Annotated in this window: 31 protein-coding genes; 20 read left to right on the forward strand and 11 right to left on the reverse strand. The window is 69.0% G+C overall.

What is annotated here, in order from left to right; all coding sequences use genetic code 11:
• Positions 1-22: 22 nt before the first annotated feature.
• Positions 23-1,135, forward strand: coding sequence for a site-2 protease family protein (locus LI334_RS02180; RefSeq protein ID WP_227261535.1), 1,113 nt, complete (start codon positions 23-25; stop codon positions 1,133-1,135).
• On the opposite strand, the gene thiL is transcribed toward LI334_RS02180, so the two are convergent.
• Entirely contained in the window at positions 1,132-1,968 is an 837-nt protein-coding gene (gene thiL / locus LI334_RS02185; protein WP_227261536.1) for a thiamine-phosphate kinase, read from the reverse strand. The two genes, LI334_RS02180 and thiL, sit on opposite strands and share 4 nt — an antisense overlap.
• Positions 1,969-2,057: 89 nt before the next feature.
• On the opposite strand from thiL, the gene LI334_RS02190 reads away from it, so the two are divergent.
• Both LI334_RS02190 and LI334_RS02195 read left to right on the forward strand, forming a co-directional pair.
• On the forward strand, positions 2,058-3,074 hold the full coding sequence (locus tag LI334_RS02190; protein WP_227261537.1) for a lysylphosphatidylglycerol synthase transmembrane domain-containing protein: 1,017 nt from the start codon (positions 2,058-2,060) through the stop codon (positions 3,072-3,074).
• Positions 3,075-3,113: 39 nt separating this feature from the next.
• Positions 3,114-3,569 (forward strand): 30S ribosomal protein S19e, encoded by a 456-nt coding sequence (locus LI334_RS02195; RefSeq protein ID WP_227261538.1) that lies wholly within the window; start codon positions 3,114-3,116, stop codon positions 3,567-3,569.
• Between the two features lie 68 nt (positions 3,570-3,637).
• On the opposite strand, the gene LI334_RS02200 is transcribed toward LI334_RS02195, so the two are convergent.
• Both LI334_RS02200 and LI334_RS02205 read right to left on the reverse strand, forming a co-directional pair.
• Positions 3,638-4,126, reverse strand: coding sequence for a universal stress protein (locus tag LI334_RS02200; RefSeq protein WP_227261539.1), 489 nt, complete (start codon positions 4,124-4,126; stop codon positions 3,638-3,640).
• A gap of 74 nt (positions 4,127-4,200) precedes the next feature.
• A complete protein-coding gene (locus tag LI334_RS02205; RefSeq protein ID WP_227261540.1) occupies positions 4,201-4,758 on the reverse strand; it encodes a hypothetical protein in 558 nt (185 codons plus the stop codon).
• Between the two features lie 113 nt (positions 4,759-4,871).
• Between LI334_RS02205 and LI334_RS02210 the strand changes: the two genes are divergently transcribed.
• The 5 genes from LI334_RS02210 (at position 4,872) to truA (ending at position 8,973) form a co-directional block, all read left to right on the forward strand.
• Positions 4,872-5,636, forward strand: a complete 765-nt coding sequence (locus LI334_RS02210; RefSeq protein ID WP_227261541.1) for a beta clamp domain-containing protein — start codon at positions 4,872-4,874, stop codon at positions 5,634-5,636.
• Positions 5,637-5,870: 234 nt separating this feature from the next.
• Entirely contained in the window at positions 5,871-6,224 is a 354-nt protein-coding gene (locus LI334_RS02215; RefSeq protein WP_227261542.1) for a DNA-binding protein, read from the forward strand.
• The gene (locus LI334_RS02220; RefSeq protein WP_227261543.1) at positions 6,225-6,815 is read left to right on the forward strand and encodes a DUF7411 family protein; all 591 of its coding nucleotides are present in this window, start codon (positions 6,225-6,227) and stop codon (positions 6,813-6,815) included.
• Between the two features lie 76 nt (positions 6,816-6,891).
• Positions 6,892-8,187 (forward strand): histidine--tRNA ligase, encoded by a 1,296-nt coding sequence (gene hisS / locus LI334_RS02225; protein WP_227261544.1) that lies wholly within the window; start codon positions 6,892-6,894, stop codon positions 8,185-8,187.
• Complete coding sequence (gene truA / locus LI334_RS02230) at positions 8,188-8,973, forward strand: tRNA pseudouridine(38-40) synthase TruA (protein ID WP_227261545.1); 786 nt, start codon at positions 8,188-8,190, stop codon at positions 8,971-8,973.
• On the opposite strand, the gene LI334_RS02235 is transcribed toward truA, so the two are convergent.
• Positions 8,961-10,277, reverse strand: coding sequence for a M28 family peptidase (locus LI334_RS02235; RefSeq protein ID WP_227261546.1), 1,317 nt, complete (start codon positions 10,275-10,277; stop codon positions 8,961-8,963). The two genes, truA and LI334_RS02235, sit on opposite strands and share 13 nt — an antisense overlap.
• Positions 10,278-10,367: 90 nt before the next feature.
• Between LI334_RS02235 and pepF the strand changes: the two genes are divergently transcribed.
• The 5 genes from pepF to LI334_RS02260 all read left to right on the forward strand — a co-directional run bounded on the left by pepF (position 10,368) and on the right by LI334_RS02260 (position 15,041).
• A complete protein-coding gene (gene pepF, locus LI334_RS02240; protein WP_227261547.1) occupies positions 10,368-12,158 on the forward strand; it encodes an oligoendopeptidase F in 1,791 nt (596 codons plus the stop codon).
• A gap of 47 nt (positions 12,159-12,205) precedes the next feature.
• Positions 12,206-13,432: a proteasome-activating nucleotidase Pan2 gene (pan2, locus tag LI334_RS02245; RefSeq protein ID WP_227261548.1), complete on the forward strand. Its 1,227-nt coding sequence runs from the start codon at positions 12,206-12,208 to the stop codon at positions 13,430-13,432.
• A 44-nt stretch (positions 13,433-13,476) separates the two neighbouring features.
• Positions 13,477-13,956, forward strand: coding sequence for a pyruvoyl-dependent arginine decarboxylase (locus tag LI334_RS02250; RefSeq protein ID WP_227261549.1), 480 nt, complete (start codon positions 13,477-13,479; stop codon positions 13,954-13,956).
• A gap of 96 nt (positions 13,957-14,052) precedes the next feature.
• A complete protein-coding gene (locus LI334_RS02255) occupies positions 14,053-14,625 on the forward strand; it encodes a DUF7110 family protein (protein ID WP_227261550.1) in 573 nt (190 codons plus the stop codon).
• Positions 14,626-14,675: 50 nt separating this feature from the next.
• Complete coding sequence (locus LI334_RS02260; protein ID WP_227261551.1) at positions 14,676-15,041, forward strand: DUF5811 family protein; 366 nt, start codon at positions 14,676-14,678, stop codon at positions 15,039-15,041.
• Between the two features lies 1 nt (position 15,042).
• Here the strand turns inward: LI334_RS02260 and LI334_RS02265 are convergent, their stop codons facing one another.
• Positions 15,043-15,303, reverse strand: coding sequence for a hypothetical protein (locus LI334_RS02265; protein WP_227261552.1), 261 nt, complete (start codon positions 15,301-15,303; stop codon positions 15,043-15,045).
• 268 nt (positions 15,304-15,571) lie between these two features.
• Complete coding sequence (gene infB, locus LI334_RS02270; protein ID WP_227261553.1) at positions 15,572-17,374, reverse strand: translation initiation factor IF-2; 1,803 nt, start codon at positions 17,372-17,374, stop codon at positions 15,572-15,574.
• A 120-nt stretch (positions 17,375-17,494) separates the two neighbouring features.
• Here infB and LI334_RS02275 point away from each other — a divergent pair, with 120 nt between their 5' ends.
• Positions 17,495-17,737, forward strand: a complete 243-nt coding sequence (locus LI334_RS02275; RefSeq protein ID WP_227261554.1) for a PRC-barrel domain-containing protein — start codon at positions 17,495-17,497, stop codon at positions 17,735-17,737.
• Positions 17,737-18,195 carry an NOB1 family endonuclease gene (locus tag LI334_RS02280; protein WP_227261555.1) on the forward strand — a complete coding sequence of 153 codons (459 nt, stop codon included), beginning with the start codon at positions 17,737-17,739 and terminating at the stop codon, positions 18,193-18,195. Before LI334_RS02275 ends, LI334_RS02280 begins: the two co-directional genes overlap by 1 nt.
• Here LI334_RS02280 and LI334_RS02285 read toward each other — a convergent pair.
• The 3 genes from LI334_RS02285 to LI334_RS02295 are packed head-to-tail and all read right to left on the reverse strand — an operon-like array spanning position 18,192 to position 20,360.
• On the reverse strand, positions 18,192-18,323 hold the full coding sequence (locus LI334_RS02285) for a CopG family transcriptional regulator (RefSeq protein ID WP_227261556.1): 132 nt from the start codon (positions 18,321-18,323) through the stop codon (positions 18,192-18,194). The genes LI334_RS02280 and LI334_RS02285 overlap by 4 nt on opposite strands.
• A 58-nt stretch (positions 18,324-18,381) precedes the next feature.
• Positions 18,382-19,083, reverse strand: a complete 702-nt coding sequence (locus tag LI334_RS02290) for a CPBP family intramembrane glutamic endopeptidase (protein WP_227261557.1) — start codon at positions 19,081-19,083, stop codon at positions 18,382-18,384.
• Complete coding sequence (locus LI334_RS02295; RefSeq protein WP_227261558.1) at positions 19,083-20,360, reverse strand: glucose-6-phosphate isomerase; 1,278 nt, start codon at positions 20,358-20,360, stop codon at positions 19,083-19,085. Before LI334_RS02295 ends, LI334_RS02290 begins: the two co-directional genes overlap by 1 nt.
• Positions 20,361-20,445: 85 nt before the next feature.
• Here LI334_RS02295 and LI334_RS02300 point away from each other — a divergent pair, with 85 nt between their 5' ends.
• On the forward strand, positions 20,446-20,916 hold the full coding sequence (locus LI334_RS02300) for a DUF5812 family protein (protein ID WP_227261559.1): 471 nt from the start codon (positions 20,446-20,448) through the stop codon (positions 20,914-20,916).
• Here LI334_RS02300 and LI334_RS02305 read toward each other — a convergent pair.
• Complete coding sequence (locus LI334_RS02305; protein ID WP_227261560.1) at positions 20,904-21,509, reverse strand: hypothetical protein; 606 nt, start codon at positions 21,507-21,509, stop codon at positions 20,904-20,906. The two genes, LI334_RS02300 and LI334_RS02305, sit on opposite strands and share 13 nt — an antisense overlap.
• Positions 21,510-21,585: 76 nt before the next feature.
• Here LI334_RS02305 and LI334_RS02310 point away from each other — a divergent pair, with 76 nt between their 5' ends.
• Genes LI334_RS02310 through LI334_RS02325 form a run of 4 tightly spaced genes read left to right on the forward strand, consistent with a single transcriptional unit; the run spans position 21,586 to position 25,727 of the window.
• Positions 21,586-22,185, forward strand: coding sequence for a metal-dependent hydrolase (locus LI334_RS02310; RefSeq protein WP_227261561.1), 600 nt, complete (start codon positions 21,586-21,588; stop codon positions 22,183-22,185).
• Between the two features lie 51 nt (positions 22,186-22,236).
• On the forward strand, positions 22,237-23,127 hold the full coding sequence (gene secF / locus LI334_RS02315) for a protein translocase subunit SecF (protein ID WP_227261562.1): 891 nt from the start codon (positions 22,237-22,239) through the stop codon (positions 23,125-23,127).
• Positions 23,124-24,653 (forward strand): preprotein translocase subunit SecD, encoded by a 1,530-nt coding sequence (locus LI334_RS02320; RefSeq protein ID WP_227261563.1) that lies wholly within the window; start codon positions 23,124-23,126, stop codon positions 24,651-24,653. The genes secF and LI334_RS02320 overlap by 4 nt, the downstream gene beginning before the upstream one ends.
• 39 nt (positions 24,654-24,692) lie before the next feature.
• The gene (locus LI334_RS02325) at positions 24,693-25,727 is read left to right on the forward strand and encodes a sensor histidine kinase (RefSeq protein WP_227261564.1); all 1,035 of its coding nucleotides are present in this window, start codon (positions 24,693-24,695) and stop codon (positions 25,725-25,727) included.
• On the opposite strand, the gene nucS is transcribed toward LI334_RS02325, so the two are convergent.
• Positions 25,714-26,463 (reverse strand): endonuclease NucS, encoded by a 750-nt coding sequence (nucS, locus tag LI334_RS02330; RefSeq protein ID WP_227261565.1) that lies wholly within the window; start codon positions 26,461-26,463, stop codon positions 25,714-25,716. The two genes, LI334_RS02325 and nucS, sit on opposite strands and share 14 nt — an antisense overlap.
• Positions 26,464-26,504 lie beyond the last annotated feature (41 nt).

Here is a 26,504-nt window from a genome sequence, read left to right on the forward strand (position 1 = left end):
CGTCCGCACCCAACGACTGGTGATGTCGGCCGACCCGCCCGACGCCGGCCCCGCACCGGACGCGTTCAGCGACGTGTTCCGCGTGTACGAGGTTCGCCGCGAGGGCGACACGATTCACTACTACGGCGCGCCGCTCGCGGACTACCAGACGCTCATGCGCGAGGTGTGGCCGCGCTTCGAGAACTCCGGCTACGACGTACAGCTCGAAGAACGTACGGGCGAGTACGTCCTCGTCGCCACCCCCGAACGCGAGGCGGGGTTCCCGACGACGAACCTCGTCCTGTTCATGCTCACCGTGCTCTCGACGCTGTACGCCGGCACCGGCTGGTACTACGTGCAGGACGTGTTGTCGCCCGAACTCCTGCGCGCGCTCCCGTTCACGCTCGGCGTGCTCGGCGTGCTCGGCACGCACGAACTCGGCCACTACGTCCTCTCGAAGTACCACGACGTGGACGCCAGCCTCCCCTACTTCATCCCCGTCCCCACCCTGTTCGGGACGATGGGCGCGCTCATCCGTATGAAGGGCCAGATACCCGACCGGAAGGCGCTGTTCGACATCGGCGTCGCCGGCCCGCTCGCCGGCCTCGCCGCCACCGTCGTCGTCGGCACCGCCGGCCTCCTCCTCCCGCCGCTCCAGGTGCCCGACTACATCCTGAACGCGCCCGCGAGCGACCTCGTGGAGATAGAGTTCCACTACCCGCTCCTCCTCGAAGGCCTCTCGTGGCTGCTCGACACGCCGCTCCACTACCCGAACGACCCCGCGGTGGTGGCGAACCCGCTCGTCATCGCGGCCTGGATCGGCGCGTTCATCACCGTCCTCAACCTCATCCCCGTCGGCCAGCTAGACGGCGGGCACATCCTCCGCGCGATGCTCGGCCCCACCCACGAACGCGTCGCCCCCCTCGTCCCGTTCGCCCTGTTCGGGCTGGCGGGCGGACTCTACGTCCTCACCGACGCCGGGCAGGCCGTCTTCCTCTGGGTGCTCTGGGGGTTCATCGCGGCCTACATGGCGTTCCGGGGGTCGGCGGTTCCGCTCGACGACGGCCCGCTCGACCGCCGCCGGCTCGCCGTCGGCGCGTTCACGTTCCTGGTCGGCGCGCTCTGCTTCGTCCCCGTCCCCGTCACCATCGGCTAGTGCGTGTACCCCTCGTCGGGGAGCGGCTCCCCGTCGAGTCGCACGCCGCCCTCCGTCACCGCCCCGATAACCGAGAGCGGTACGTCCGTTTCGACCTGTTCGACGGACGCCGGCGGGAGCGTGCAGACGAGTTCGAAGTCCTCGCCGAACGTCACCGCGCGCTCGAACGCCACGCCCTCGACCACCGGAATCTCCGCTGAGTCCACGCTGAACCCGCAGTCGCTGGCCTCCGCGAGCTGGTGGAGTGAGCGCGCGAGGCCGTCGCTCGAATCCATCATCGCCGTCGCGTGCGGGGCGAGCGCGACGCCCGCCCGAACCCGGGGCGTGAACCGGAACAGGTCGTTTCCGCGCTCGTGATCGCCGGCGCGGAAGGCGTCGATGGCGGCGGCGCTCCGCCCGAGGTCGCCCGTCACGCACACGGCGTCCCCGGGTTCCGCGCCCGACCGGAACACCGGCGTGTCGGTCGCGCCGACGGCGGTGGTGGCGGTGGTGAACTCGGCGGTGTCGTCGAGGTCGCCGCCGACGTACTCCGCGCCGACGCGCTCGCAGACGTCCCGCGCCCCCCGCACGAAGGCTTCGAGGGCGTCGGGGTCGAAGTCGGGCGCGCCGTACACCGCGACCGCGCCGGTCGCGTCCGCGCCCATCGCCGCCACGTCCGAGAGGGACGCGCCGACCGCCCGCCAGCCCTGCGTGTACCGCGTCGTCCCCGCCGGGAAGTCCGTCCGGTCGTGGAGCATGTCGATGGTCACGACGGTGTCCCCGAGGAGCGCGGCGTCGTCGCCCGCCGCCGGCACGAGGTCAGCGACCCGCGCCAGCGCCGCCCGTTCGTCCATACCCCGGGGGTCGCGTCCGGCCGGGAAAAACGCCGCGGGTCGCCGCTCGGTCGGAGGATTTACCCTCCGTCCACGTCTCGCTCGCAAGCATGGACTTCGACGAACGCGGCATCGTCCTCGGGTTTCTCGCCGCGCTCGCCGTGCTCGGCGGCCTCCTCTGGTTCGTCGGCTTCGACGACATCCTCGCCGCGCTCCGCCTCCTCGACCCCGCCGTCTTCCTCGCCATTGTCGCGCTCGGCGTCGTCTGGCTCGCCGCCTGGGGGCTCGCGCTCCGACGCGTTCTGGACAGCATCGGCGTCACCGCGAGCGCGCTCGACGCCTTCCTCCTCTACGCGTCCGCCGCGTTCGCGAACAACATCACGCCGTTCGGCCAGGCGGGCGGCGAACCGTTCAGCGCGCTCCTCATCTCCAGGGCCACCGGGAGCGACTACGAGGAGGGCCTGGCGGCCATCGCGAGCGTCGACACCCTGAACTTCATCCCGAGCCTCCTGCTCGCCATCCTCGGCCTCGCCTACTACACGCTCACGTACGCCGTCGCCGACCGCGTCCAACTCGTCTCCGCGGCCGTCGCCGCGCTCGCCGTCGCCCTCCCCGTCACCGGCTATCTCGCCTGGCGGTACCGCGACCGCCTCAAAGCCGTGCTCGCCGGCGTTCTCGCGCCCGTACTCGGCCTGCTTTCGCGCGTCGTCCCCGGGTTCAGCGCGCCCGGTGCGAGCGTCCTCCGCGACCGCATCGCCGCGTTCTACCGCTCCATCGGCCGGGTCGCCGCGAATCGCCGCGACCTCGCGTTCGCGCTCGCGTACAGCACGCTCGGCTGGCTCGTCATGTGCCTCGCGCTCTACCTCACCCTCTGGGGGCTGGTGCCCGTCGCCGTGCCCGCCGCCATCGTCTTCGTCGTCGTTCCCGTCGCCACCATCGCGTCCGTCACCCCGCTCCCCGGCGGCGCGGGCGGCGTCGAGTTCGCCATCGTCCTCCTCCTCGTCCCCACCACGTCGATGGACGCCGCCGCCGCCACCAGCGCCGCCCTCGTCTTCCGCGCCGCGACCTACTGGATACCCACCGTCATCGGCGGCGTCGCCGCCTTCCTCCTCGAAAGCCGAGCGTAGAAAGCAAGCGTTTTACTTCGCGGACGAGAAACACCGGGCATGGTAACTCTCTACGACGCCCCCGCCGACGAGCTCATCGACGAGCTCGCCGCGGAACTCGACGACCGACTCGACGAGCCCGACTGGGCCGAGTACGCGAAGACCGGCGCGGACCGCGAACTCCCGCCCGAGCAGGACGACTTCTGGGCGCGCCGCGCCGCCAGTCTCCTCCGCAAGGTCGCGACCGACGGCCCCGTCGGCGTCGAGCGCCTCAGCACCGAGTACGGCGGCACCCGCGACGGCTCCAACCGCTACCAGGTCGCCCCCTCGAAGACCGCGGACGCCTCGAAGAACGTCATCCGCACCATCCTCCAGCAGCTCGAAGACGAAGGCCTCGTCGAGGGCAAGGGCAGTGACGGCCGCGTCGTCACCGGCGACGGTCGCGCGCTCCTCGATGACACCGCGGGCGACGTCCTCGAACAGCTCGACCGCCCCGAACTCGAACGCTACGCGTAACTCGGTTTTCCGCGGTCACTCCCGTCGCTGTTTCTCCCGGCCGAGACTCCTCGTAGTCGCGAGACCGTTCAGGGCGTGTAGGAGAGTTCGCGGCGGACGACCATGACGTTGTAGTCCTGTTCGTTGGAGACGCGCGAGCCGACGCTCATCACGGGCGTGACGATGCGGCCTGCGTTCTCGCTCCCGATGAAGACGGTGGTGGCGTCGAGCCTGCGGGCGTGCCGGCGGATGTGTTGGCCGATAGCGCCCGCGCTGGTCGTGTCCGTGTACTCGTGCACGAAGTCGGCGTTCGGCGCGATCTCCGCGACGCGCTCCCGGAGGCGTTCGACGACGGTCTCGGGGTCGAACGGTTCGCCGTCGTCCAGCCAGCCCTTCCCGCGGGCGTACGAGGCGCGGCGCGGTACGACGGTCACGGCGGTGATGTCCGGCGGTTCCTCGCGGCTGGCGCGCTCTCGGACGGTGGGTGGGAGGTTGTCGAACCCGACTTCGTGGACGCGCGCGTTCACGAGCGCGGCGACAGACAGGCGCGAGCCATCGAACGGCACGACGAACGGCATACGCGTCCTTCGCGTCCGGTTCGTATAGCCCCCTCGGTCGCCGGGGTTCCGGCGCGTTCGCCCCGTCCGTGGGGTTAGAACTCCGTGACTTTCGACTGGATGCGGCCGTCGTCGAAGTCGTCCTCGTCGTCGAGGAGGCGGGTGAGTTCCTCGCGGTTCACGTCGTCGCTCGCGTGGAGGAACGCGAGTTCGGTGAGGGAGAGCGATTCGCCCGCGCGGAGTTCGCGGAGGAGGGTGTCGGCGTCGAGCGCGTGGTAGGTGCGCTCGAAGGTGACGCGGGCGGCGCGGTCGTTCGCGGCTTCCGCGAGGTTGACTCCTTCGGAGAGCACGGTGTCGAAGGCGAGGTCGGTGTCCTGGACGCCGGCGTAGAGGAACGCCATCGCGGACACGAGGGCGTCGAAGGACTCGGTGCCGTCGCGTTCCCCGAGGCGTTTCTCGAAGACGAGTTCGCGGTCGCGCGCTCCCAGTCCGTCGAGCAGTACCTCGAAGTCGAGGAGGGCGTGTTCGACGCGGTCGCGGATTCTCGCGCGGGCGTTCCGTTCGGCTTGCGTGCTCCCCAGGTCGGCGTCACCGCGGAGGTACGCGCGGTCGGCCGCGGACAGCAGTCCGCGCGGGCGCTCTGACTCGGACATAATCCGTTATCGATTACAAAATTGGGTGCACACGTATATAAATAATTGGTTTAGGATTATGTCCTCTCTGTGGCTGGAGAACCCTTTTCCCGTCGGCGGGCGACCGCTCTGGTATGTCTCAGGCAGCCAGCAGTCCGACCGACCCGAGCGTGCAGGCGGTCGTCCGCGCGGACGCGCTCCGCACCGCCGTCGCCACCGCCCGAAGCCTCGTCTCCGAGTGCCGCGTCCGCCTCGACTCCGACGGGTTGCTCGTCGCCGCGACCGACCCCGCGACCGTCGCGTCCGTCCGCGTCACCCTCGACGCCGCCGGGTTCGAACACTACGACGCCAGCGACACCACCGTCGGCATCGACCTCGACCGGCTCGCGGACGTGCTCGCGCTCGGCGACCCCGACGACCTCGTCTCACTCACCATCGAGGACTCACGCGGCCTCCTCCACGTCGAACACGCCGACCTCCACTACACGCTCGGCCTCATCGACCCCGACGCCATCCGCGCCCCGCCCGACCCCGCGAAACTCGACTTCGACCACGCCGGTCGCCTCACCCTCGACGCCGCCTTCCTCTCCCGGGTCGTGGACGCCTCCGAGATGGTGTCCGACCACGTCACCCTCGAACTCGGCGCGGAGGGCTTGCGCGCCGTCGCGGACGGCGACACCGACACCGCCGTCGTCGAACACGACGCCGACCCCGAGACGACGGGCGAGGCGACCGCCATCTACTCGCTCTCCTACCTCGCCGACATCGTCGCCGTCCTCCCCAGCACGTCCGTCGCGGTCGCGCTCGGCGACGACCTCCCCGTCGAACTCGACTACGACTTCCGGGACGACCACGGCCACGCCGAGTTCGTCCTTTCCCCCCGCCTCCGCCGCACGTAGCGGTACGGAATCGGTCGCGGTGACGAACGGCGAGAGCGGTGTCTGTTCCGTCGCCGTCCGGCGCGGCGGAGCCGCGCCGCTTTTTCCCTCCAGCGTCAGAGTGACGCTCTGACTGGCTCCCCTCACTCCGCTCACGGGAACAGGTTTTTGGAGGAGCGGTGCGCGCGGAGCGCACCCGACGAGAAAAAGGTGGGTGTGGAAAATCATTTGTCTCTGCGTCGAGTACATTCGCGTATGAGTCAGGACGACGAGGAGCGCTTGGAGGAGCTTCGACAGCAGAAGATGGAGAAGCTCAAGGAACAACAGCAGGGCGGCGGGCAGGCGAACCAGGAAGCCCAGCAGCAAGCCCAACAGCAGGCCGAACAGCAGAAGCAGGCGATGCTCCGCCAGTACCTCTCGGACGGCGCGCGCCGCCGCCTGAACTCGGTGCGGATGAGCAAGCCCGACCTCGCTGAGCGCGTCGAACAGCAGGTCGTGGCGCTCGGCCGGTCGGGCCGCATCCAGGACCAGCTCGACGAGGAGCAGATGAAGAGCCTGCTCCGCGAGCTGAAGCCGGACGAGCAGTCCTTCAACATCTCGCGCCGGTAGATGGAGCTGGCGCTCCTCTACAGCGGGGGGAAGGACTCGACGCTCGCAGCGCTGGTTCTCGAACGCTTCTACGACGTGACCCTGGTGACGGGGTCGTTCGGCGTGACCGACGACTGGCAGCACGCGCGGGACGCGGCCGAACGCACGCCCTTCGAGTTCGAGCGCGTCGCCCTCGATAGGGAGGTCGCGATGGACGCCGTGGCGCAGATGGTTTCCGATGGATATCCCCGGAACGGCATTCAGCAGGTGCACGAGCACGCCCTCGAAGTGGTCGCGGAGATGGACGTGGACGCGGTGGCGGACGGGAGTCGGCGGGACGACCGCGTCCCCACCGTCTCGCGGGCGCAGGCGCAGAGCCTCGAAGACCGCCACGACGTGCACTACCTCTCCCCGCTCTCCGGGTTCGGGCGGGGCGCAATCGACGACATGGTCGCGGCGTCCCTCGACGTGGAGTCCGGGCCGAGCGAGACGCTCGAAAAGTCGGACTACGAGTCGGAGTTGCGCGAACTGCTCCGCGCGGAGTTCGCGGACGCGTCGGTCTCGGACGTGTTCCCCGACCACACGCAGACGCGGGTGCGGGACGTGCGGTAGCGGCGTGAGACGGTAGCGGCGCGGGCGGCGACCGGAAGGCAGTGGTTTGAAGCGCGCGCCCGCCGAATCCCGGACTATGTACGACCGCTTGAAGGGATTCAGGGACTTCTATCCGCGGGAGATGCGGGCGCGACGCGAAATCATCGACACCGTCGAGGACGTGGCCGCCCGCTACGGCTTCCGGGAGGTCGGAACGCCCGCGCTCGAACGCACCCAGATGTACGTGGACAAGTCGGGCGAGGAGATCGAGGAGGAGCTCTACTCCTTCACCGACCGCGGGGGCCGCGACGTGGCGATGACGCCCGAACTCACGCCGACGGTCGCGCGGATGGTCGTCGCGAAACAGCAGGAGCTCTCGAAGCCCATCAAGTGGTACTCCACGCGGAGCTTTTGGCGGTACGAGGAACCCCAACAGGGCCGGTATCGGGAGTTCTATCAGACGAACGTGGACATCTTCGGGTCGAGCGAGCCGACGGCGGACGCGGAGGTGTTGGCGGTCGCGGCGGACGCGCTCACCGGGCTCGGTCTCTCCCCCGAGGACTTCGAGTTCCGGGTGAGCCACCGCGACATCCTCTCCGGCCTGCTCGCGGCGTTCGGCGGCGACGTGGACACCACAGCGGCGATTCGCGCGGTGGACAAGTCGGATAAGATCTCGCAGGTGGAGTTCTTCGACCACCTCGAAGCCGCGGGGCTCTCCCGCGGCGAGGCCGAGCAGTTCGCCGACCTCCTCGACGCGGACGACCTGGACGAACTCGTGGCGTTCGCGGGCGACGACGTGGCCGACGCCGTGGGGAACCTCCGCGCCGTCCTCGACGCCGCCGAAGACTTCGGCGTGCGCGAGTACTGCGACATCTCCCTGGAGACCGCGCGCGGCCTCGACTACTACACGGGCGTCGTCTTCGAGTGCTTCGACAGCACGGGCGAGGTCAGTCGGAGCGTGTTCGGCGGCGGGCGCTACGACGACCTCATCGAGTCCGTCGGCGGTCAGCCCACGCCCGCTGTCGGGTTCGCGCCCGGCCACTCCACGCTCCCCCTGCTCTTGGAGCGCGCGGGCGTCCACCCGGACGAGGAACTCCGCACGGACTACTACGTCCTCTCTGTGGGCGACACCCGGGACGTGGCCGCTCGCGTCGCGCGCGACCTCCGCGAGCGCGGGAACGTCGTCGAGTCCGACGTGTCCGACCGGTCGTTCGGCGCGCAGATGAACTACGCCGACAGCGTGAACGCCGACACCGTCGTCATCGTCGGCGAGCGCGACCTCGAAGACGGCAACGTCACCGTGAAGGACATGGACTCGGGCGACCAGACCCAGGCTCCGGTCGAGGAGTTCCCGGGCGACTATTCGAGTCCGACGTACGACGACTTCGCGTAGATGCGGGCGTTCCGGCTGGCGTACGACGGCACCCGGTATCGGGGGTTCCAGCGCCAGCCGCACGGCGACACCGTGGAGGACGCCATCTTTCGGGCGCTCCGCGCGCTCGACGTCTTCGAGGACGAGAAACCGGAGGGGTACGCGGCCGCGGGACGGACGGACGCCGGCGTCTCCGCCCGCGCCCAGACGGTCGGGTTCGAGAGCCCCGAATGGTTGACGCCGCGCGCGCTCAACGCCGAACTTCCGGACGCCGTGCGGGCGTGGGCGTTCGCGGACGCCCCCGACGGCTTCCACGCCACCCACCACGCACGATACCGCGAGTACGTCTACCACCTCCACGCGCCCGCCCTGGACGACGAACGCGCCCGCGAGGCCGCCCGATTACTCGCCGGCGAGCACGACTTCCACAACCTCACGTCGGACTCGAAGAACACCGAGCGGGACGTGTCGCTCTCCCTCAGTAGAGACGACGACTACCTCGTGTTCACGGTACGCGCGGGCGGGTTCCCGCGCGGCCTCGTCCGCCGCCTCGCCGCCCTCGTCCGGGATGTCGGCGCGGGCGGGTCGCTCGACCGCGTGGAACGCGTGCTCTCACCGGAACCGCTCGACGGCCCGCTCGGCGTGCCGCCCGCGCCCGCTCACCCGCTCGTCCTCGCCGACGTGGGCTACGACCTCGACTTCTCGCGGGACGACCGCGCGCTCGCGGACTGCCGCGAGACCTTCGCGTCGCTCGCGGTCGAACGCCGCACGCGAGCGCGGGTCGCGGACGCGCTCTACCCCCAGTGAGACGGCCAGATTTCCGCGGCCTTCATCCCCGGCCGCAGTCCCCGTGAGTCGAGGTCGTCGGCGAGCGCGTCCGCGTCCGGCCGCGGCACCGACTCCCGGGTGAGCCGCTGGACGAGGAGCGCGGCGAGCATCCCGTGTTCGCGGACGTTCCGCGCGTCCGTCTTGTCCCACGTGTCGGCGTGCGTGTGCCCCCAGCCCCGACCGCGCTCCGGCGTCACCGAGTGCAGTTGCACCGCCGGTATCTCGCGCTTGAGGAACGGCCAGTGGTCGCTGAACGGGTGGAGCGCGCCCTCCACCCTGAGTTCGCGGCTCGCAGTGTTCGCGACCGAATCGAGCACGTCCTCGAACGCGGGCGTGCCGTGCGTGAACGCCCGCATCGTCCGATACCGGCCTGCGCCGTCCACGTTCACGACCGACCGAATCCTCTCGGCGTCGAGGCGGTCGGCGAGCGCGCTCGCGCCGAGCAGGCCGACTTCCTCGCCGCCGACGCTGACGACGCGAACGCGCGTGTCGAGATCGAGGTCGGCGAGGACGCGCGCCATCGCGACGACCGTGGCGACGCCGCAGCCGTTGTCGAGCGCGGCCTCCGCGATGTCGTGGCCGTCGTGGTGCGCGAGCACGACCACCTCCTCGTCCGTGTCGGGGCCGAACACGCCCGTCGTGTTGTGCCCGTCTCCCGGTGCTGTGTCGGCGGAGACGGAGAGCGAGACCTCGCCGTCGCGGTCGGCGTACTCGCGCAGCCACGTCCCGGTCTCCGCGGAGACGCCGACCGCGGGGACGGCGGCCTCCCGGTCGAACCGGAGCGCGCCCGTCGGCGGCAACTGTCCCTGCTTGTGGTTCGCGAACACGAACGCGCTCGCGCCCGCCGCCACCGCGTGCCCGAACTTCTCCATCCGGTGGTAGAGCCTGTCCATCCCGGGCGGCGTCTCCGTCGACGCCACCACGACCTTTCCCGCCACGTCCGCGGCTTCGATTTCTTCGGGCGTGCCGTGCCCCACGTCCACTAACTCGCCGTGCACGTCCCCGCTCGGCGAGTAGGGGAGCGCGAGCGCCTCGAACGACCGCTCCACGGGACTCGTGACGCCGAAATCGGTGTCTCCGCGCCGCCACGCGTTCATCTCGAACGATTCGACCGCGACGTTCCGTGCGCCCGCGTCCGCGAAGGCGTCCGCGACGAGTTCGGCGGCGCGGCGTTCGCCCGGTCGGCCGCTCATTCGGTCGCCGATTTCCGCGAGGTCGCGGAGGAAGGTTCCGGGGTAGTCGTCCGCCCACAGCCGTCCGAACGCCTCGGGAGTCTCGACCATACCCGGGGTGTCGCGCGCCCGCCCGAAAACTACTGCCCCCAGCGACCCGGTTTGCGAACGCTTAACAGGACTGACCGGTTGGATTCGGCCATGAGTAGCGTTCCCGAGCGCAGTGACATCGAGGAGGAGTACAAGTGGGACTTAGAGAGCATCTACGCCACCGACGAGGCGTGGGAGGAGGCGTTCGAGACGGTGAAGGGCCGTCTCGACGACCTCTCGAACTACGAGGGGCACGCCACCGAGGACGGCGAGACCCTCCTCGACGTGCTGGAGCTCCGCGACGAAATCATGCGGGAGGTGGCGAAGGTGTCGTCGTACGCGCGGATGCGTTCCGACGAGGACACGCGCGACCAGGAGTATCAGGCGCTCTCCGCGCGGGCGTCCAGCCTCGTCTCGCAGGCGTCGAGCGCGGCGTCCTTCATCGAGCCCGCGATTCAGGAACTCACCGAGGACGACATCGCGGAGATGGTCGCTGAGACCGAGGGTCTCGACGAGTACGAGCACTACTTCGAGGACGTGCTCCGGCAGAAAGAGCACACGCGCTCCGCCGAAATCGAGGAACTCCTCTCCGAACTCGGGGAGGTCACGGGCGCGCCTGGTGACATCTACTCGATGCTGACGAACGCGGACATGACGTTCCCCACGGTCGAGAAGCCGAGCGGGGACGCGGTCGAAATCAGTCAGGGGAACTTCACCACCCTCCTCAAGAACTCCGATAGGGAGTTCCGGCAGACCGTCCACGAGTCCTACTTCGAGGAGCTCGAAGCCGTCCGGAACACCATCGGTTCGACGCTGAAGAACAGCGTGAAGGCGGACGTGAAGACCGCGCAGGCCCGGTTCTACGACACCGCCCGGGAGGCCGCATTGGACGACACGAACGTCCCCGTCGAGGTGTACGACAACCTCGTGGACACGGTCAAAGGCAACCTCGACAAACTCCACCACCACGCGGAACTCAAACAGCGCCAACTCGGCGTGGATGAGCTGAAGCCCTGGGACTTCTACATGCCGCTCGCGGACACCGAGAGCCCCGACATCACGTACGAGGAGGCGAAGGAGCACGTGGTGGACGCGGTCGCGCCGCTCGGCGAGGACTACCAGAACCGGGTCGCCGAGGGCCTCGAATCCCGGTGGGTGGACGTGTACGAGAACCGGGGGAAGCGCTCGGGCGCGTACTCCGGCGGCACCTACGACACCCAGCCGTTCATCCTGATGAACTACCAGGACGACATCTCGTCGATGTACACGCTCGCCCACGAACTCGGGCACAGCCTCCACAGCCAGTACACGGGCGAGGAACAGCCGTACGTCTACTCGCACTACGACATCTTCGTCGCCGAAGTCGCCTCGACGGTGAACGAGGCATTGCTCACCCAGCACCTCCTCGACACCGTGGAGGACGACGCGTTCCGCCGGCACGTCCTCAGCGAGTACCTCGAACGCTTCCGCTCCACGCTCTACCGGCAGACGCTGTTCGCGGACTTCGAACACCAGATTCACACGCTCTCCGAGGAGGGCGAAGCGCTCACGCCCGACCGCATGGACGAGGTGTACGGCGACCTGAAGGAGTCGTTCTACGCGCCCGCCGACCTCGACGACCACATCCGCCGCGAGTGGATGCGCATCCCGCACTTCTACTACAACTACTACGTCTACCAGTACAGCACGGGCATCTCGGCGGCCGTCGCGCTCAGCCAGGACATCCTGAGCGAGGGCGACGACGCGGCGCGGCGCTACCGCGAGTTCCTCGCGATGGGGAACAGCGAGTACCCGCTCGACGCGCTCCAGCACGCGGGCGTAGACATGACTTCGCCAGAGCCCATCGAGTCCGCGATTTCGGTGTACGGCGACTACCTGGACGAGATGGACGACCTGGTGTAACGACCCAAAGGGACTTCTACGCGCGGGCCATACTGGCGGCCAACAGGATGTCCCGCAGCCCATCTCTACCCGACCGGCCGACCCTCGACGTCGACCCCGACTCGTCCCCCGAGGAGCGGCTGGACGCCCTCAGATCTCACTACGAGGAGATCCTGACGGTGAACGACCAGCTCGAAGACCAGTTGGCGTCGGTTCGCGACCACCAGCAGGAACTCCGTGAGCGCGTCGAAGACCTGCAGCGGGAGAACGAGACGCTGAAGACCGCGTCGCTCTACATCGCGACGGTCGAAGACCTGAACGAGGACGGCGCTATCCTCCAGCAGCACGGGAACAACCAGGAAGTCCTCACGGACGTGGGTGACCGCCTCCGCCAGAAACTGGAGGTCGGCGACCGCGTCGCCATCAACGACTCCTTCGCGGTGCAGCGCGTGCTCGACGACGAGACGGACGCTCGCGCGCAGGCGATGGAAGTGGACGAGTCCCCGACCGTCGAGTACGAGGACATCGGCGGCCTGGACGAGGAACTCCGGGAGGTGCGGGAGGCCGTCGAAGACCCGCTCCTGAACGCGGAGCAGTTCGAGAAAATCGGCGTCGAACCGCCGAGCGGCGTGCTCCTGCACGGCCCGCCGGGCACGGGAAAGACGATGATGGCGAAAGCCGTCGCGAACGAGACGAACGCGACGTTCATCAAGATGGCCGGCTCGGAGCTCGTCCAGAAGTTCATCGGCGAGGGCAGTCGGCTCGTTCGCGACCTCTTCGACCTCGCTGAGCAGCGCGAACCCGCCATCATCTTCATCGACGAAATCGACGCCGTCGCCTCGAAGCGCACGGACTCGAAGACCTCCGGGGACGCCGAGGTCCAGCGGACGATGATGCAGTTGCTCTCCGAGATGGACGGGTTCGACGAGCGCGGCGACATCCGCATCATCGCCGCGACGAACCGCTACGACATGCTGGACGAGGCGATTCTCCGGCCCGGCCGGTTCGACCGCCTCATCGAGGTGCCGAACCCGGACGCGGAGGCGCGCTCGCGCATCCTCTCCATCCACACGGACGAGATGAACCTCGCGGAGGCCGTGGACTACGACGCGCTCGCGGAACAGACCGAGGGCTTCTCGGGCGCGCAACTGGAGAGTCTCTCCACCGAGGCCGGCATGTTCGCGATTCGGGACGGCCGCGACGAGGTGACGATGCGGGACTTCCAGGACGCCCTCGACAAGATCAAGCGCAACGCCGAGGACGACTCGCCCGGCCACTCCGTCTACGTCCAGTAGTCGGTAACCGACACCCCTTATTCCGCGCGGTCGCTTTTCGAGGTATGAGCAGTATTCGTATCGCGTGGGGAACCGGGACGGCCCCCACGGAGATGGCGGCGTACGACGCCGCGCTGGCGGACGCGAACCTCCACAACTACAACCTCGTGGGCGTCTCGTCCGTCATCCCCGCGGACGTGCCCGTCGAGGTCGTCGGCACCGCGCCCGACCTCGGGCCGGCGGGGAACCGATTGACGGTCGTGGAGGCGCACGCGAGCGTCGCCGGCCCCAGTCGCGCGAGCGCGGGGCTCGCGTGGAGTCGGAGCGAGGATTCCGGGCCGGGATTGTTCTACGAGGCGTCCGGCGAGACGGACGCGGACGAAATCGCGGACGTGGTGCGGACGGGCCTGGACGCGGGCCGCGACCTCCGCGACTGGGCGTTCGCCGGCGAGCAGGTCGAAACGGCGACCGTCACCGCGGACGCGGGCGAGTACGCGTCCGCCGTCGTTCTCGCCGCGTACGGCGACAGCACGCCCATCTGTTAGCGCGCGGACCGAGCATTGCCCCTTTATGCTCGGGCCCCCTACTATCGGGTAGATTGCTGTGAGTCGCTCGCGAACCACGCCAGTAATCGCACACTCATGACAGGCCACGTATACCAGCTCTCCGCGAACTTCGAACTCCCGCTTGAGGACTTAGAGGACTATCTCGACGACCCGGACCTCCCGCCGGAAGTCGAAGACCTCGAAATCGACCGCCGGAACCGCATGCTGTTCATCAAAGCCGTCGCGGCCGACGACTCCCTCAGCAAGTACACGCCGACCGCCCAACTCAAGGCGAAGGTCGAGGAGAAACGCATCTACGAACAGGACGAAGAAGAACGCCAGTGGGCGCGACGGAACGACGAGGAAGAGGAGATTTCGTCCGAACTCGTGGAGTACGCGAGTTTCTCCGGCGACCTCGAAACCGTCCTCCAGAACACCGCCGTTCGCCACCCCATGTTCCTCCTTCTGCGCAACATCGCCCTGCTCGACGTCGAGGGCACCCTCACCGCCATCACCGCGGACGACGAGGAGGACGAACTCCAGGCGACCCGCGTCGTGGACGGCGAAGCCCGACGCGCCGCCGTCGAAGTCGTCGAGCAGTCCCAGGCCAACGGGAACGGCAACGGGAACGGCGGCGTGGACTGGCGCGGCAACGAGTACATCAACTAGTTCGCCCCGGGACGAAGGCTTATCCGCAGTCCCGCCTAAACACGAGTATCATGAACGGGAACACCCCGTACGCCGGGCCGAACACGCCCGACGTGACGCTCTCGTCCGCGCAGCACCGCGCGCTCCGCGAGAGCCTCTCCCGCATCGCGTCCCGAACCCGCGAGTTCCTGCCCGACGAGTACACCGTCGGCTCGGAAGTGAACCAGGGGTCGAACGGCCCGCAGGCCACCGTCGCCGTCCGCCCGCCCGTCGGCAACCCCGTCTCCGCGGGGTTCACGCCCGACTTCGACGAGGGCGACACGGAACTCATCCCGCCCTCGGAACGCGACGAGGTCGCGCGCGGCCTCGCCGCGAGCGCCGCCCTCCAGGTGAAGGCCGCGCTCGCGAACGCGGACATCGACCCGCCCGCACGATAACTCACGTGGCGCGCGGCGGCGCGCCGAACAACCCGTACGCGACCAGCGCGAGCGCGCCGAGACTTCCGGCGCTCACGCTCGCCGTCACGGACGCGCCGACTGCCTGTCCGAGTACGACCCCGGCCAGCAGGAACAACGGCACTCCCACCAGCACGAGGTCGTAGACGGACACCGAGACTGCCGACCCGAGCACGCGGTCGAGCGGCGACGGCCCTTCGCTGGACGGTACAGTCTCACCAGTACTCGTATCGGGTCGATACATCTCATCCCACAGTACGCACTACGAAATTCTAAACGTTACGGCGACAATTCTCGCCCGACACCAGTAGGATACGACAGACACTGCCACACTCCGCGCCCCGAACTCCAAGAAAACCCAACAACGGAAGAAACGAACTTGCGCCGCGTCCCTCGGATTCGCGGCGTCGCCGCTCGCGCGTTCGGCGACTCCTCACGTCGCTCGGCCGCTCCCGTTTCGCGTGCGCTCAGCGGTCGCTCGTTCGGTGGAACCTCGCTACGCTCGGCTCCACCTACTTCCCCCAGAACGGGTCGCGGTTCCGGCGTTTATCCACGAACATGGAGAGCGCTTCGCGTTCGTCGGCGGGAATCTCCTCGGCGAGTTCCTGTTCGAGTACCTTCGCGTGTTTCTCGGGGAGGTCGACCCAGAGTTCGTCGCCCTCCTCGACGTCGCGTCCGACGGTGGGGCCGTCGATGGAGACGCTGACGCGGTTGCCGGCGCGGACTTCGTCCACGTCCTCGCCCTGCTCCTGGATGCCCTTGACGACGCCGACGCGTTCGAGTTCGTTCCCGTCGAACTTCCCGACGGGCGTGTTGCGCTTGAGGGTGCCGGAGAGCACTTCGACGCCGACGACGGCGGGGTCGGACTGCCGGAAGACGTGGTCTTCGAGGATGCGGAAGCGCGCGGGCCGCCGGATGTTCTCGAAGACGGCTTCCTTCTGCTGGCGTTCGATGGCTTCGACGTGTTCCTCGTAGCGCTCGACGAGCTGGTAGATGACGTCGCTCTCGAAGAGTTCGACGCCGTCCTGTTCGGCGCGCTGTTCTGCGTCCGCGAGCACGTCCACGTTGAACCCGAGGATGCAGCGGTGGGTGTCCTCGTCGGCGGTGGTCGCCATGGACACGTCCCGGGGCGCGATGTCCCCGACTTCGGCGCGCATGATGGGGATTTCGGCCTCTTCGAGGGCGTTCGCGAGCGCTTCGAGGCTGCCGAGCGTGTCGGCTTTCACGACGACGCCCTCCTCCTCGGTCTCCACGGCGATTTCCGCGAGCTCGGCCTCGACCTCGTCGATGACGTCCTGGAGCGGTCGGTCACGGACGACGCGGACGGGCGCGCCCGCCATCGCGTCGTCCAACTCGGGCGCGGCTATCTTCACGCCCGTCGCGGCGGAGAGTTCCTCGACGTTCTCGAATCGTTTTTCGGTGCGTATCTCGGCGAGCGGCTGGGGTTTCAGGAGCGCCCTGACCTCGGTGACGATGGTCTCGTTCATCCCGCCGACGACGATGGTGTCGTCCTCGCGGACGGTGCCGTCGTAGAGGATGACGTCCACGGTCGTCCCGAACCCCTGTTCTTCCTTCACCTCCAGCACCGTTCCGGCTCCGGGCCCGGTCACGTCCACCTCCATGTCCTCCTTCATGTAGCGCTGCGCGAGCCCCATCAGGACGGTGAGGAGGTCGGGGACGCCCTCGCCGGTCTCGGCGGAGACGGGGATGACGCCGATGTTGTTCTGGAAGTTCTGGAGCCGCCAGTAGAGGTCGCTGGAGAAGCCGTGGTCGGAGAGTTCGCCGATGAGTTCGTAGAGCGCCTCGTCCAACTGCTGGCGCACTCTGTCCGATTGCGCCTCGTACGTCTCCTGGACGGGCGCGTCCTCGTGCGGCCGCCAGCCCGGAATGGTGTCTATCTTGTTCGCGGCGACGACAAAGGGCGTCTGGGTGTCCTGGAGGATGCGGATGGCTTCCTCGGTCTGCGGCTGGAAGCCGTCGTTCACGTCCACGACGAGGATGGCGATGTCGGCGAGCGCGCCGCCGCGGGAACGCAGGGTGGTGAACGAGTGGTGGCCGGGCGTGTCGATGAACAGCAGGCCGGGGAGGTCGAAGCTCTCCGGGTCGATGAGACTGCCCGCGACCTCCGACACCACGTCGAGCGGGACGGCGGTCGCGCCGATGTGCTGCGTGATAGCGCCGGCTTCGCCCTCGATGACGGCGGATCCTCGAACCTTGTCGAGGAGGCTGGTCTTTCCGTGGTCGACGTGTCCGAGCACGGCGACGATGGGCGTACGGAGGTCGCCGGGTTCGGACGCAGAGTGTTCCTGAGACATGGTGTAACCCCGAAAACGGTTGTTACGTGTGAAGAACGCGTTCGACGGTTTAAGGCTCCCGGAATGCGGGACTTCGGCCGCCCCGCGGGCTTTATGTGGATTCGGGCACCAGCGAGGATTATGGCCGACATTCTCGCCGAGAACCTCTCCGGGAAAGCCGTGATGGGGTCCGATGGAACCGAACTCGGGATGCTGTACAACATCACGATGAACCTCAAGACGGGCGAACTCGTGGACTTGCTCGTCGAACCGAACGAGGAACTCGGTACGGCGCTCGACTTCTCGCGGGACGACCGCGGCCACTACGAGATTCCCGTGGGCCGCGTGCAGGCGGTGAAGGACTACATCGTCGTCCGGCGATAGTGCGCGTCCTCGACTCCTCGGCGTTCATCGCGGGGTACGAGACGGGCGACGACGTGGCCACGATTCCGCTCGTGCGCGAGGAACTCACCGACACGTCCACGTATCGGTTCGACGCGATGGAGGGCGGCGGGATGCGCGTCCACGTCCCGGACGAGGCCGCGGTGAACGAGGCGCGGCAGGCCGCGCGCCGCACCGGCGACCTGGATACGCTCTCCGACACCGACCTCCGGTTGGTCGCCGCCGCGCACGAACTCGACGCCGTGCTCGTGACCGACGACTACGCGATGCAGAACGTCGCCGCCGACCTCGGCGTCGCGGTGGACGCCGTCCAGCAGGACGGCATCACGGAGCAACGCGAGTGGGTGTTTCAGTGTCAGGGGTGCGGGCGGACGTTCGACGACGACCGCGAGCGCTGTCCCGTCTGCGGGAGTTCGCTCACCCGGAAGAACCCCAGCTAGCGGGATTCGAGCCCGAGATAGACGAGTTGCCGGAGCACTTCCTGCTCCGTGAGGTCGTGTTCGCTCGCGAGGCGTTCTATCTCCGCGACCACCTCCTCGTCGTAGACGGCGGACAGCTTCCGACCCATAAATGAGACTTTATGACACGGGAATATAAGCCTCTGTCAGCCGGCCGTCCGCTTCGCGTCAGACACTGATGTAGACGAGGAGGAACTGGACGGCGTTGTAGACGCCGTGCGCGAGTATCGGCGCGACGAGGTTCCGCGTGCGGAGGTATATCGCGCCGAGCACGAGCGAGATGCAGAACAGTTGCGTGAGGGAGGCGGCGACGGCGAGCGGGGGCGCGGTCGCGTACGCGAACACGTGCACGCCGGCGAACACCGCGCTCGCCGCCACGACCGCCAGCCGGGGCGAGTAGTGGTCGTAGAGCGTCTGCTGGACGAACCCGCGCGCGAGCAGTTCCTCGCCCGGCGCGACGAACGCGAGGGAGACGCCGGCCATCACGAGCGCGATACTGGGGTTCGCCTCGATGCGCTCCTGGACGCCGTGGCTCGCGGACGGCACGTCCAGCGCGGTCGTGAGGACGCCGAACGCCCAGAGCAGGCCGAGCATCGCGACGCCCGCGGCGACGCCGATGCCGACGGTGCGCGCGCTCGGCCGCGAGAGGTCGAAGAACGTCCAATCGCCGCCCCTGCGCCGAACGACCGCGACGGCGACCGCGCCGATGACGACGCTCGCGAGCGCGGACTGCACGCCGTACGACAGGCTCTCCGGCAGGCCGGCGGTGGCGGCCGCGCCGACCGCGCCGGCGAGCGACCCGAGGAGGACGGCGGCGAGGCTGACGAGCGCGACGCGCGCCGTCGCCGCGTACGCGTCGAACCCCGCCATCACTCCACGCGGAGCGACGGCGTCTCCGGGAGCGATTCGTCGCCGCGGAGCAGGCCGCGCGCGGCAGTTTTCCCCCACTCGACGGCGGGCTGGGTGAACGTCTCGACGCCGTAGAGTTCGCCGGCGAGCACGCACGCCGCCTCCATCCCGTAGAGGAGGCCGCCGACGCTCTCGGGGTCGAGCGCGTCCAGTTCCACGCGGACGCTCGGACACCCGGATTCCGCGAGGCTCGCCTCGGTCGCGCGGAACTCGGCGTCGAGCAGGCTCCCGAGGCTCGCGCCGTCGAGGTAGTCGAGGCCGTCGAGGTCGCTCGACGGAATCGGCACGTCCGGTCGGTCGCGCAGGGTGACGAGGCTCACCATCTTGTCGCGGGGGCCGGCGCGGTACAGTTGGAGCTGGCTGTGCTGGTCGGTCGCGCCGAGCGCGCGCACCGGCGTCTGCCCGAGGCCGTCCTTCCCCAGGCTCTCCGCCCAGAGTTGCGCGAACCACTCCGCGAACGTCTCCAGGCCCTCAGAGTACGGCATCACGGCGTTCACGCCCGCGCCCCGGCTGTCGAGCGCGTAGGCGAGCGCGCCGTACGCGTACGCGGGACAGTCGAACAGGCTCCCGGTCAGGGAGTCGCGTTCCTCGCGCGCGCCGGCGACGACGCCTTCGATGTCCACGCCGGCGAGCGCCGCGACCGGCAGGCCGACCGTGGAGAGCGCGGAGAAGCGACCGGGAACGCCGTCCGGAACCGAGAGCGCGGGGAGGTCGTGGGCGTCCGCGAGGTCGCGGAGGTTCCCGTCGGGGCCGGTGGTGACGAACGTCCGCTCCGTCCAATCGACGCCCGCGTCCTGCATGGCGTCGCGGACGACGAGGAAGTTCGCGAGCGTCTCCGCCGTCGTCCCCGACCGGGACACCACGTGCATCACGGTCGTCGAGAGGTCGATACCGTCGAGGAGGTCGCGGACGCCCGCCGGATCGACGTTGTCGAGGAACTCGGTTCGGGTGTCGTCGCCGAGCGCGTCACAGAGCGCGGCCGCGCCGAGAGCGCTCCCGCCGATACCCACCGTGAGAACCGTGTCGGCGTCCGCGAACGGCTCGACCGCCGCCCGAATCTCGCCCGCATCGACGGTTTCGGGGAGGTTCAGCGCCGCGTACCCGAACTCGCCGGCGTCCATTCCCTCGCTGATTCGGCGGTGCGCGTCCGCCACGCGGTCGTCCAGTCGGTCGAGCGCGTCCCGCGGAACGCCCGGAGTCGCCGCCTCGGAGAGCGCGTTCCCCACGTCTACGTGCATACTCGCATCCCCGGCGGCCGACGCCTTAACGCCCGCGATGGCCGCGAGCGAAACCCCGAAAAGCCGCCGTCCCCCGTCTAGGGGTATGAGCGAGAAGTCCGGCACGTTTCTGGTGACGCACGCGGACGACGACTCCGCGGTGCTCGCGGACGTCCGCGACACCCACGTCCACACGCTCTCCTCGAACCCCGGCGTCGAGACCGGCGAGGTTCTGGAGGCGACGGTGAGCCCCGACCCCCCGATGGAGGTCACGTGGTCGGTGACCGCGGTCGAGGAGCGAAAGGAGATTCCGGTGGAGCGAAGCGCCGAGCGCCCGACGACGCAGGCCTACGAGATGCACGACGACCTCGCGGAGGGCGACATCGCGACGACGGAACGCGCGGGGACGGGCGAGGTGCACGTGCTCGCGGTGCCGCCGGAACAGACCGAGGACGCGGTCGCGGACGTGGCGGACGACCAGGCGACGCTCGAACGCGCCGCGCGCCTCGGCGTGAACCGCGTGGAGATTCGCTTCGACGCCGACGAGGGCGTCGTGAGCGTGCGCTACCTCCCCTGAAGTCGCCCCTCTATTTCTCGTGAGATACGGTCGAGTCGCGCCGTCCCGAACCACGCCACCAGGAGACCGCCGAGCGCGTCGTACGCGAGGTCGACGATGGCGTCCTCGACGCCGTACACGACGAGCACGGGCCGGAACCCGAGGAGGGTTGCGAGGTCGCGCGCGACGAACTCCGCGGTCTCCCAGAGCACGCCGAATCCGAGGGTCACGACGACGAGGAGGACGCCGACGAACGGCGACGGGAGGTAGATGGCGTCCGTGTGGAGGTCGACGGCGTGCACGACGGCGTACGCGGCCCCGGCGACGACGCCCGCGGAGAACGTGTGCGTGAGGTGGTCCCACCAGACGACGCTGTCGTAGAGGCCGAGCATCCCCACGGAGTGGAGGAAGACGGCGAGCGTCACCCAGAGCGCGGGGAGTGGGCCGAGGACGACGCCGTGGTCGCGTTCGAGGGCGTTCGGGACGAACGTCACGAGCAGGCCGAGCAGGGCGTTCACGGCGACGCTCGGGTTCCGCGTCGCGACGCCGGCGGCGAACACGAGCGCGACGAGCGCCTGGAGGGCGTGGACGAGGGCGCGGGCGGTTCGAGCCACTACCGGGAGTTCGTTCGACCCCCACTTAAGCGTCCGCGAAAGCGCTAAGTTGTGTTCTCTCGTAAGCGACAGTATCATGATGGCGACGACGCACGCGCTCGTGGGGTTCGCGATAGCGGTGCTCGTGGCTCCGGACGCCGCGCCCGCCGTTCTCGCCGCCGGGTTCGCCGGCGGCGCGTTCCCCGACCTCGACCTGTACGCCGGCCACCGCAAGACCCTGCACTTCCCGGTGTACTACGCGCTCCTCGCGCTCCCGCTCGGTCTGCTCGCGGCGTTCGCGCCCGGTACGTGGACGCTCGCCGCCGCGGTGTTCGTGGTCGCGGCCGCCGTGCACTCCGCGATGGACGCGTTCGGCGGCGGCCTCGAACTCCGACCGTGGGAGGGGACGAGCGACCGCGCCGTCTACGACCACTTCAACGGCCGCTGGCTCCCGCCGAAGCGCTGGGTGCGGTACGACGGCGCGCCCGAAGACCTCGGCCTCGCCGCGGTCGCCGCCGTCCCCCCGATACTCGCGGTCTCCGGCGGCCTCGAACTCCTCGCGTTCGGCGCGCTTGCCGTCTCCGCCGTCTACGTCCTCGTGCGGAAGCCGATGGTCGCCGTCGCGGAGTGGCTGGTCGCGCGCACGCCCCCCACGGTTCTCGACTACGTCCCGGAACGGTTCGTACAAGACCTGTAGCGCGTCCCGAAAACTCAACCCTTATCCACGGGGCTTGCGCAAACCGAACGTATGCCATCGTTCGAGGTTCCGGAGGTGGACTTCAGCCGGTACTCGAACCGCCAACTCTTGGTGCCACCGCTCGCCGCGCTCCTGGTGGCGTTGGTGGTTCTCGCCGGCGCGTTCGCCCTCACCGGAACGCCGGTTCCCCTCGGCATCGAGTTCACGGGTGGAACCGAACTCACGGTCACGTCTCCCGCATCGCAATCAGCAGTCGTCTCGACGTTCAGCCAGCACCCGCCGGAGTCCGTTCGCGCAATCCCCTCGCGTCCCGACACGTACGTGTTGACGTTCCAGGCGGAGACCGGACAGACGCAGGCCGCGCTTCAGGACTACATCCGTCAGCGCGTCGCCGCGTCCTCCGTCCAGATGGAGACGGAGGGCCTCCGCACCACGTCCGCGACGTTCGGCGCGAACAACCAGGAGTTCGCGCTCATCGGACTCCTCATCGCGTTCGCGGGCATGAGCGCCGTCGTCTTCGTGCTGTTCCGGTCGCTCGTCCCGAGCCTCGCGGTCGTCGCGTCCGCGTTCAGTGACATCGTGATTCCGCTCGCGCTGATGAACCTCTTCGGCATCTCGCTCTCCCTCGGCACGGTCGCCGCGCTCCTGATGCTCATCGGGTACAGCGTTGACTCCGACATCCTCCTCACGAACCACGTGCTCAGGCGCTCCGGGAGCTTCTACGAGAGCGTCGACCGCGCGTTCAAGACCGGCGCGACGATGACCACCACGTCTCTCGTGGCGATGATCGTGATGACCATCGTCGCGTACCTGTTCGGCATCGAACTCCTGACCTCCATCGGGATGATACTCGCCTTCGGCCTCGCAACCGACCTGATGAACACCTACATGTTGAACCTCAGCCTGCTCCGCTGGTACAAGTACGAGGGGGTGGCGCGATGATTCGCGAGAACTGGCGCGTCGTCCTGCTCTGCGTGCTCGTCGTCGGGAGCGGCATCGCGCTGTTCGCGCCCGGGGTCGCCGGGAACAACTCGGGAACCGCGGCCGCACAGCCGACGAACCTCCAGTACGGCATCCAGCTCGACGGCGGTACCCGCATCCGCGCGCCGGTCACCGGACTGACCGCGACCGTCGATAACGTCACCGCGGACAACCAGCTCGACGTGCAGACCACCGTCGCGAACGAACTCGGCCTCGAACAGAGCCAGGTTCGCGCGCGCACCACCCTCGACACGGTCGAGGTGTACGCCGAGGTGAACGAGACGCCGTTCCGGAACGCGCTCGCGGCGACGAACGTCTCCGTCACCGAGATACGGGACGGCGTCACCGCGCCGACGCGCGAGACCATCGTGGACGTCCTCCAGGACAAACTCGACCAGACGGGACTCGGCGGGACGACCGTCCAGCAGATCCAGTCCTCGCAGACCGGCGAGCACTACATCCTCGTCGAGGTGCCGGGACAGAACGTCTCGGACGTCCGCCAGCTCGTCACGGAACGCGGGAGCGTGCGCCAGGACGCGTACTTCCCGCGGAACGGCTCGATGGTGAACGAGACGGTGCTCACGTCGAGCGACCTCAAGTCCGCGAGCATCGGCACGCCCTACCGGAGTCAGACGCTCGGTCCCGTGGTTCCGGTGACGCTCACGGAACCGGTCGCGGCGGACTTCGCGGCGGCGATGCGCCAGTACGGCTTCACGTCGAACGAGGGCGTCAGCAACTGCCGGTACGAGTCCAACCCGAACGCGACCCAGTACTGCCTGCTCACCGTGAACGACGGCGAGGTCGTCTACTCGTCCTCGATGGGCGCTGACCTCGCGCAGAGCATGGAGAACGGCGACTTCGTGACGAACCCGCAGTTCGTCATTCAGGCGGACACGCTCGAAGACGCCCGCCAGCTCCAGGTCGACCTGCGCGCCGGCGCGCTCCCCTCGACGCTCGACCTCGACCGGGGGACGACGTACTACATCTCGCCCAGCCTCGCGGAGCGGTTCAAGCCGCTGTCCTTCCTGACGGGGTTCATCGCGGCGCTCGCGGTGGGTGTCGTGGTCTACCTCCGGTACGGGGAGGCCCGGGTGGCGGTGCCGATGGTGGCGACCGCGCTCTGTGAGGTCGTCGTCCTGCTCGGGTTCGCCTCGCTCACCCAGTTGGCGCTCGACCTCTCGCACATCGCGGGGTTCATCGCGGTCATCGGAACGGGGGTGGACGACCTCATCATCATCGCCGACGAGGTGATGACGGAGGAGGTGTCGTCCAGCAGGGTGTTCCAGAGCCGGTTCCGGAAGGCGCTCTGGATTATCGGGGCCGCGGCCGCGACGACCATCATCGCGATGAGTCCGCTCGCGTTCCTCAGCCTCGGCGACCTCCGCGGGTTCGCCATCGTCACCATCCTCGGCGTCCTCGTCGGGGTGCTGGTGACGCGGCCGGCGTACGGTGACATCCTCCGCCGCCTCCTCACCGACGACCGCTAACCCGCAACGTCTATTCCTCGATAGCGCCTTCTCTCGGGTATGAACGTCCGCCGCGCCGCCGCCAGTTCCACCATCAGTCTCACCGGTCTCGCGGTGGTCGCGGTCGTCGTCGCGCACGTCGTCACGGCCGCCCCGCCGCTCGTGGGGGTGACCGTGTCGGCGCTCGGCGCGGCCGTCGGTCTCGCCGTGGCCGCGCTCGGGTACGCGGTGTACCGCTTCGAGTTCACGGTGCGCCAGACGGCTCGCATCGCGGGGTGGAACCTGCTCGGCGTCGTCGTCATCGCGCTCGCGCTCGCCCTCATCTACGCCTACCAGGACGCGGTCGGGTCGCCGCCCTCGACGCCCGTGTTCTCGGGGACGGTGCTCGTCGCCATCAGCTCGCTCGCGCACGTCCTCATCGGCATCAACGACGCGCGCCGCATCCGCGCCGGCGCGCTCGAACGCGAACGCCGCAAGCTCTCCGTGCTCTCCCGGCTGGTGCGTCACGACCTCCGAACCATCAGCCAGTACCTGTACGGGGACGCGAGCCGCGCCCGCGCCGCGGAGACGCAGGCGGAGCGGGACGCGGTCGCGGACGACATCAGGGAGACGGCGGCCGACCTCGGCGGCTTGCACGACAACCTCCAGACGCTCCGCGAACTCGTGGAGACCGACAGCGCGGACGCCGCGCCCGCGGACGTCGCGAGCCTCGTCGCGGACGCGGTGGCGTCGGTGCGCGACGACTACCCGGACGCCGAAATCGACCTCGACGCGCCCGAGTCCGCGCCGGCGCGCGCCGGCGAGTACGTCGCGGACGCCGTGCGCGAACTCGTGGAGAACGCGGTCGAACACACGGACGGCCCCGTGACGGTCGCCGTCACCCGCGAGGACGGCTGGGTGTCCGTCGCGGTGCGGGACGCGGGCGACGGCGTGCCGGAGAGCGAGCGCGAAATCGTGCTCGGCGAGCGCGACATCACGCAGTTGCGGCACGCGAGCGGCCTGGGGCTCTGGGTTGCGAAGTGGGTGGCGGACGCCTACGACGGCGACCTCTCCTTCGACGACGGCGTCGTCCGCCTGCGGTTCAGAAGTCGCTGAGTTTCGCGTCCGTCGTCCCCGTCGCGTCCCGGTCGAACTCCGCGAGTTCCACGAACTCCAGTCCGGAATCCCGGAGCGCGCGCCGCACGCGCTCCGAGGCGGAGGGCGCGACCAGCATCCCCCTGACTTCGTCGTTGTCCTCGTAGAGCGAGACGTACCGCTTCAGCTGGTCGAAGTGGTTGAGCGTCGCCTGGATGCGCTTCACCTCGACGACGACGGGGTTGCCCTCCGAGTCGGTGGCGAAGAAGTCGATGAAGCCGTACTTCGTCTCGCGCTCGTGTTCGACGACTCTCAAACCTTCTTCGAGTTCGTCCGGGTGCGCTTCGATGTAGGCGTGCATCTCGTCCTCGGTGCCGGACTCCTCGTACTCGGCCGCGTCGTCCGCGTCGTAGCGAGTGACGCCGTAGGCCTCGATGAGGCGGACTTCGACGCGCTCGCGGGGGTTGACGCGGCGCGCGACGACGACGAGGTCGCCGTCCGACTCGCGGGCGGAGACGGTGCCGCCGGCGGGCATCCAGTTCACGGGCTTGTGGCCGTCCGGCTGGTGGACGAGCAGGGTGCCGTCGGGCTTGCAGACGAGGAGGCGGTCGCCCGGGCCGAGGTAGCCCGACGTGCGGCCGTCGTACTCGACCTCGCACTCGGCCTGCAGCGTCACTATCGCGCCCTCGTGCAGTCCAGTCTCCACGACGTTCGCGAGCGTCTCCGCGTCCGGCGTCTCGTGGTGCTCGGCCGCCATTCATCGACCGATGGCGCGCGGCCCGCTTAAGGAGTGCGTTC

Origin of the sequence: Salarchaeum japonicum (assembly GCF_020614395.1) — an archaeon.
Classification (GTDB): domain Archaea; phylum Halobacteriota; class Halobacteria; order Halobacteriales; family Halobacteriaceae; genus Salarchaeum; species Salarchaeum japonicum.

Excerpts from the sequence above, each read along its gene's own strand:
- LI334_RS02180 (WP_227261535.1), top strand. The coding sequence starts at position 23 with ATGTCGGCCGACCCGCCCGACGCCGGCCCCGCACCGGACGCGTTCAGC.
- thiL (WP_227261536.1), bottom strand. The coding sequence starts at position 1,968 with ATGGACGAACGGGCGGCGCTGGCGCGGGTCGCTGACCTCGTGCCGGCG.
- LI334_RS02190 (WP_227261537.1), top strand. The coding sequence starts at position 2,058 with ATGGACTTCGACGAACGCGGCATCGTCCTCGGGTTTCTCGCCGCGCTC.
- LI334_RS02195 (WP_227261538.1), top strand. The coding sequence starts at position 3,114 with ATGGTAACTCTCTACGACGCCCCCGCCGACGAGCTCATCGACGAGCTC.
- LI334_RS02200 (WP_227261539.1), bottom strand. The coding sequence starts at position 4,126 with ATGCCGTTCGTCGTGCCGTTCGATGGCTCGCGCCTGTCTGTCGCCGCG.
- LI334_RS02205 (WP_227261540.1), bottom strand. The coding sequence starts at position 4,758 with ATGTCCGAGTCAGAGCGCCCGCGCGGACTGCTGTCCGCGGCCGACCGC.
- LI334_RS02210 (WP_227261541.1), top strand. The coding sequence starts at position 4,872 with ATGTCTCAGGCAGCCAGCAGTCCGACCGACCCGAGCGTGCAGGCGGTC.
- LI334_RS02215 (WP_227261542.1), top strand. The coding sequence starts at position 5,871 with ATGAGTCAGGACGACGAGGAGCGCTTGGAGGAGCTTCGACAGCAGAAG.
- LI334_RS02220 (WP_227261543.1), top strand. The coding sequence starts at position 6,225 with ATGGAGCTGGCGCTCCTCTACAGCGGGGGGAAGGACTCGACGCTCGCA.
- hisS (WP_227261544.1), top strand. The coding sequence starts at position 6,892 with ATGTACGACCGCTTGAAGGGATTCAGGGACTTCTATCCGCGGGAGATG.
- truA (WP_227261545.1), top strand. The coding sequence starts at position 8,188 with ATGCGGGCGTTCCGGCTGGCGTACGACGGCACCCGGTATCGGGGGTTC.
- LI334_RS02235 (WP_227261546.1), bottom strand. The coding sequence starts at position 10,277 with ATGGTCGAGACTCCCGAGGCGTTCGGACGGCTGTGGGCGGACGACTAC.
- pepF (WP_227261547.1), top strand. The coding sequence starts at position 10,368 with ATGAGTAGCGTTCCCGAGCGCAGTGACATCGAGGAGGAGTACAAGTGG.
- pan2 (WP_227261548.1), top strand. The coding sequence starts at position 12,206 with ATGTCCCGCAGCCCATCTCTACCCGACCGGCCGACCCTCGACGTCGAC.
- LI334_RS02250 (WP_227261549.1), top strand. The coding sequence starts at position 13,477 with ATGAGCAGTATTCGTATCGCGTGGGGAACCGGGACGGCCCCCACGGAG.
- LI334_RS02255 (WP_227261550.1), top strand. The coding sequence starts at position 14,053 with ATGACAGGCCACGTATACCAGCTCTCCGCGAACTTCGAACTCCCGCTT.
- LI334_RS02260 (WP_227261551.1), top strand. The coding sequence starts at position 14,676 with ATGAACGGGAACACCCCGTACGCCGGGCCGAACACGCCCGACGTGACG.
- LI334_RS02265 (WP_227261552.1), bottom strand. The coding sequence starts at position 15,303 with ATGTATCGACCCGATACGAGTACTGGTGAGACTGTACCGTCCAGCGAA.
- infB (WP_227261553.1), bottom strand. The coding sequence starts at position 17,374 with ATGTCTCAGGAACACTCTGCGTCCGAACCCGGCGACCTCCGTACGCCC.
- LI334_RS02275 (WP_227261554.1), top strand. The coding sequence starts at position 17,495 with ATGGCCGACATTCTCGCCGAGAACCTCTCCGGGAAAGCCGTGATGGGG.
- LI334_RS02285 (WP_227261556.1), bottom strand. The coding sequence starts at position 18,323 with ATGGGTCGGAAGCTGTCCGCCGTCTACGACGAGGAGGTGGTCGCGGAG.
- LI334_RS02290 (WP_227261557.1), bottom strand. The coding sequence starts at position 19,083 with ATGGCGGGGTTCGACGCGTACGCGGCGACGGCGCGCGTCGCGCTCGTC.
- LI334_RS02295 (WP_227261558.1), bottom strand. The coding sequence starts at position 20,360 with ATGCACGTAGACGTGGGGAACGCGCTCTCCGAGGCGGCGACTCCGGGC.
- LI334_RS02300 (WP_227261559.1), top strand. The coding sequence starts at position 20,446 with ATGAGCGAGAAGTCCGGCACGTTTCTGGTGACGCACGCGGACGACGAC.
- LI334_RS02310 (WP_227261561.1), top strand. The coding sequence starts at position 21,586 with ATGATGGCGACGACGCACGCGCTCGTGGGGTTCGCGATAGCGGTGCTC.
- secF (WP_227261562.1), top strand. The coding sequence starts at position 22,237 with ATGCCATCGTTCGAGGTTCCGGAGGTGGACTTCAGCCGGTACTCGAAC.
- LI334_RS02320 (WP_227261563.1), top strand. The coding sequence starts at position 23,124 with ATGATTCGCGAGAACTGGCGCGTCGTCCTGCTCTGCGTGCTCGTCGTC.
- LI334_RS02325 (WP_227261564.1), top strand. The coding sequence starts at position 24,693 with ATGAACGTCCGCCGCGCCGCCGCCAGTTCCACCATCAGTCTCACCGGT.
- nucS (WP_227261565.1), bottom strand. The coding sequence starts at position 26,463 with ATGGCGGCCGAGCACCACGAGACGCCGGACGCGGAGACGCTCGCGAAC.